The organism is Bacillus sp. LR_5 (assembly GCF_042709275.1).
Genome location: NZ_JAVAXX010000388.1, coordinates 1 through 4760 on the forward strand (window position 1 = coordinate 1; position 4760 = coordinate 4760).

Consider the following 4760-nt stretch of genomic DNA (forward strand, 5'->3'; position numbering starts at 1 on the left):
CTTTGAATGATGATCACATTCGCATTTATTTTTGTACTCAATTGTTCCGATGCTGCAGCCCGCCCCGATGATCACTTCTTTTCCCCTGACAACTGCCGCCTCGGTATTCTCCAAATAAACCTGATCTCCTTCTATGACGTCGGCAATCAGTTTCACTTTCTTCCGGTTAAAAAAGCTCGCGCGTCTTTTCACTGTAATGGTTGTTCCGCCGATTTCCCGCACATGGCTTACATCATGGCTCAATCCAAGCTTGATATCACCCGCATTTAATAAACCTGATACATCAACGCAACCTGTGACATGGAACATTTCCGTTTCACAATCACCTTTAACGCTAAGCTTCCCTTTCACATCGCACGATTCTCCAGTCATATTCCCGCAAATTTCAGTCAGGCCTTTTAGATTGAATCGATCAAATTGAAGTGAGCCGCTGACTTTCATTGTGCCGTAAATATTGATTCTGCCGGCTGTCAGATTGCCTTTACATTCACTTTCTCCGAATACACGCAGCCGCTCAGTCTCTGCTTCCCCGAGAAAAAGGCCTGTTCCGAATATGCGGCAGCCCGCGGCAGACAGCCCTTCACCGATTACACCTTCACCTTTGATGCTGACATGGTGGTATGCGCCGCCCGCAGCATGTCCGGCACCATATAATTTTAAATTTCCCAGTCTTGTTGTCTCCATTACGATCCTCCTCACATCTTCGTGCATGTTTCGACCGATGCGCTCGGATCACAAGCATAGTCCCCGCTGTATTCAACGGTTTCAATCTGGCAATCCGGACCGATTTTCACTTTATTTCCTCGCACGGTTTTCGCCTTTGTATTTGTCAGTTCAATGACATCACCTTCGATCAGTTCAGCCGTTAAAACAGGCTGCGGCATTAGTCTGAGCAATGTCAGCATTCCTTTTCTGCCGGTCACTTGAAGATGGCGGCATCCGATTTCCCGCACATAACTTTCCCCGGCAGACAGCTTAATGGTCACCTCATCAGCATTTAAAAGCCCGCTGACTTTGCATTTCCCCTCCGATTGGAAGGTTTCCGTTTCACAATCCGCTTCCATGACCGCTTTTCCGCTAATGTCAATGCCATCAGCCTTGACTGTCCCGCCAAATGTTGATGATCCAGCGATTTTCAATTGTTTTGCGGAAACCTCTCCTTGAATAAAACCTGTTCCGTTAATCCGAATCGATTCTGCTTCAACGTCTCCATGTATCTTTCCTGAACCGCTGATGGTTACCGCTTTCGCTTTGACGCTGCCGTCAGCTTTTCCGGTTCCATTAAAAGAAAAAGTGTCACACTCCACGTCCCCGGCTACTGTTCCGCTGCCGTTAATTTCAACTGATTGAAATGTTCCTCCCTTTGAACTTCCTGATCCGTTTATCACCAGCTTTTCCATTACATCCATTGATGGCCCTCCTGTATATATGTTGTTTTTAATTCCTCTGACGCTTTTACTAAATCTACCCGTTCCACAACCTTGACGGACGATTCAAACAGAATGCTGTCCGCTGCAGCCGCTATAAAACAAGTTGTGACACCGAGCTTCCGCAGCACAATCAGCTCCGTCTGCTTCTTGATCTCTTCAGTATCATGCTGCTTTAACACCTCTGCAGCCATTTTTGCTTCTGCCAGACTGACATTTCCAGACTGCAGGAGCCCTTCAAGTACATACAGCGATAGCAGGTCTCGGGAAGAAAAAACCGAATTTCCTCCTCCTTCTGAAAAAACATCAAGAGCAGTTCTTGAAATCAATCCTTTATGAATCAATTCATCAGCGGTCATGCTGACATCCTTCATTTTCGGCGACAGCATTTCCCTCATTTCATCCAGTGACAAATTTTCCTTCATCTTTTGAATCATTGAAATGCGTTTTAAAATATCCTCTCTCGGAAAAAACGTTTCTTGCCCTGTAAATGTGGATTTGCGAATAAACCATTCCTCAGGAATTAAATTTTTCCGCTTCCACCGATACAGCTGACCGTATGAAATCGATGTTTTTTCAAGCAATTCTTTTTTAGAGATTAATTGTTCTTCCATAAGTCCAGCTCCTTTGATGGATACATTGTAACATAACACTGTTACGTTGTTAAGCCCAAAAAACAAAACAAAGCATCTCTCGCAGCACAAAAAAATCCGCCCATCATCAATGAGCGGATTTTTTTCACTATTTTAAATCACGGTAATTTTGCTGGCGCAGCGCTTCATAAACGAGAATCGCCGCAGTGTTGGACAGATTTAACGATCTAACGTGCTCTGTCATCGGAAGACGCAGGCAGCGGTCCATGTTATTTTGAATTAAATCCTTTGGCAAACCGCTTGTTTCTCTTCCGAATACAAAGAAATAATCCTCGTCAAGATCAGTGTAATCAAAAGATGTATGAGGCTGCTGGCCGAATTTCGTGATAAAGAAAAACTGGCCTTTTTGATATTCCTCAAACAATTCTTCTAACGAATCATGATACACAACGTTAACAAACTCCCAATAATCGAGTCCGGCACGCTTCAGCATTTTATCATCCGTTGAAAAGCCGAGCGGACGAATCAGGTGGAGCGTTGTATTGGTTGCTGCACAAGTACGTGCAATATTCCCTGTATTGGCGGGAATTTCTGGTTGATATAAAACGACATGTAATGCCACAATGTTCACCTCTGTTTTTCTTATCCGCCCATCATTATATCATTAATTAGTCTTTTGTCGTATCATCAACGATATGAAAAAAGGCATATCGTATTGACGGCGTGTATGCCGTAGAATCCTCGTATGACCAATACCTCATCCGGCTGTCATAGGACTGGGCGTTGACAAGCGGCATATTGCCTTTGTCCTTCGCCACAACAATCGTTGTATGATTAAACCGGCCGTCTCCTTCAAAGTCATAGCAAATCACATCGCCAGGCATCAGCTCTTCCGCAGATTTCACCCGCACCGCACGAAGACCGGTCTTTGAATTCGACAAATACATTTTCATAGAATGAGCCACCGTCCAGCTATAGCTCCATGAGCTTTGTTTCATCCACCAGCCTGACCCTCTGTTCGGATGGCCGCGCATCGGTGCGCCTCCCGCATGAAGGCACTGTGAAATAAAATTCGTGCAGTTATCGCTGAAATTTTTATAAGCCGGGTTGCGCTTGTTCCAAAATTTCTCGGCATATTGCACAGCGCCGAGACGATCGTATTGAAAGGCTCTGCCAAACGCTTCCCTTTCCTCTTGAGAATAGTCAATAATACTGGTCCCTTCATGAAATCCAGCCGGCTTTTTCGCAATTTCCTGATCACTAATCAAAATATGATCATAAAGGAAAGCTACCCGCTCCTCTATATGCTCTTCCATATACAAGCTGTCATCATGCTCTTTACACACGTATTCATAATGGATGGTATACGTAAGGCAGGTCGTTCCGTCATCCTCAACCCGCACATGATCGATGACGGCCTTTGCTTTCGCTTTTATGATGTCAACTTTACGTTTTTCCAGAAGCCTCTTCTTTCGCTCCATGACTTCTAGGTCCCCGACTTCAGACTCTTGTCTCATAGCATGCCCGTTAACCAAATAGCTCAGCCGTTCCTCCGCTAATTGTTCTAAAATGTGCTTCAAGCTCACCCCACCCGCCATACTTATTTATAGAGAAAAAACACTTGGATGCATCTCAAGTGTTTTTCCCTTCTGTTCTATACGTATGTCAGGACAGGCCTTGTTTAGTCATGCCTGAAGCTTTTAGCAACTCAATTCCTTTTTCAATTTCCAGCTTTGCCTCTTCATCCTTCTCTTTTTCCAGCGCTTTTTCAAGCTCTTCCGCGTATGCATGGTCTCCGATTTTACCGATCGCCCACGCAGCTGTTCCTCTGATAACAGGACGCAGGTCCTTATGCATCAGTTCCGTCAATTCAGGCAGTGCGGAAGCATCCTTAAAGTGGGCAAGGGCGAGAATGGCGTTTCGCTGAATCGGTTTTTTTCCGCGCCAAGAACCTGAGACATGTCCGAATTTCTCCTTAAATTCGCGGTTGCTGATGGTCAAGAGCGGCTTCAATAACGGTTTTGCTATCTCAGGGTCCGGCTCCATTTCCGGATGAAGATGAAAGTCCTTCCCCTTATTGAGAGGACACACCGTTTGACACGTGTCGCACCCATACAGGCGGTTTCCAATCTTTGTCCGGAATTCATCAGGCAAAAATCCTTTCGTCTGGGTCAGAAAAGAGATACAGCGCTGGGCATTCAGCTGTCCCGGATTTACAAGTGCTCCCGTCGGACAAGCGTCCAGACATTTCGTGCAGGACCCGCACATATCTTCAATTGGCACATCTGGCTCAAAAGGTATATTTGTGATCATTTCCGCCAAATACACATATGAGCCATACTCAGGCGTTGTGATCATACAGTTTTTCGCGCTGAACCCGATGCCGGCCCGTTCTGCAACCGCCCGATCAGACAATTCACCTGTATCTACCATTGACTTTGTTCTGATATCCTCATGCTTGCTTCTCAGAAATTCCTCCAACAGATCGAGCTTTTCCCTCAGCACATCGTGATAGTCTTTGCCCCAGGAGGCTCTGCAAAAAATGCCCCTGCGCTCCGTTCTCGTGCTTCTCGGCGCATCCTTCATTCTGGAAGGATATGCGAGAGCGATCGCCACAATTGATTTCGCTTTCGGCAAAAGTAGCTTCGGCGTCACCCTTTTCTCGATATCAGGCTCTTCAAAGCCGGAGAGATAGCCGAGTGACTCTTGAAGAATCAAACGGTCTTTTAAACTGTCAAAT

The 4760-nt window shown here is 45.6% G+C and carries 6 protein-coding genes; all 6 read right to left on the reverse strand.

Translation table 11 applies throughout. The features are described 5' to 3' along the window. The coding region (locus tag RAC86_RS35425) for a hypothetical protein (protein ID WP_377886687.1) at window positions 1-684 on the reverse strand (684 nt) is incomplete at its 3' end. Between the two features lie 11 nt (window positions 685-695). After that, window positions 696-1409, reverse strand: coding sequence for a bactofilin family protein (locus RAC86_RS35430; protein WP_072565983.1), 714 nt, complete (start codon window positions 1407-1409; stop codon window positions 696-698). Next, complete coding sequence (locus RAC86_RS35435; RefSeq protein ID WP_193427801.1) at window positions 1400-2041, reverse strand: YhbD family protein; 642 nt, start codon at window positions 2039-2041, stop codon at window positions 1400-1402. The genes RAC86_RS35430 and RAC86_RS35435 overlap by 10 nt, the downstream gene beginning before the upstream one ends. Window positions 2042-2168: 127 nt before the next feature. Beyond that, window positions 2169-2651: a tRNA (uridine(34)/cytosine(34)/5-carboxymethylaminomethyluridine(34)-2'-O)-methyltransferase TrmL gene (gene trmL / locus RAC86_RS35440; protein ID WP_072183318.1), complete on the reverse strand. Its 483-nt coding sequence runs from the start codon at window positions 2649-2651 to the stop codon at window positions 2169-2171. A 37-nt stretch (window positions 2652-2688) separates the two neighbouring features. Then, the gene (locus RAC86_RS35445) at window positions 2689-3618 is read right to left on the reverse strand and encodes an amidase domain-containing protein (protein ID WP_072565981.1); all 930 of its coding nucleotides are present in this window, start codon (window positions 3616-3618) and stop codon (window positions 2689-2691) included. Between the two features lie 67 nt (window positions 3619-3685). Next, window positions 3686-4760: tRNA epoxyqueuosine(34) reductase QueG (queG, locus tag RAC86_RS35450; RefSeq protein ID WP_377886688.1), on the reverse strand; the 1075-nt coding region annotated here is incomplete at its 5' end.

Coding starts and splice junctions, on each gene's coding strand:
- RAC86_RS35430 (WP_072565983.1), bottom strand. CDS start 1,409: ATGGATGTAATGGAAAAGCTGGTGATAAACGGATCAGGAAGTTCAAAG.
- RAC86_RS35435 (WP_193427801.1), bottom strand. CDS start 2,041: ATGGAAGAACAATTAATCTCTAAAAAAGAATTGCTTGAAAAAACATCG.
- RAC86_RS35445 (WP_072565981.1), bottom strand. CDS start 3,618: ATGGCGGGTGGGGTGAGCTTGAAGCACATTTTAGAACAATTAGCGGAG.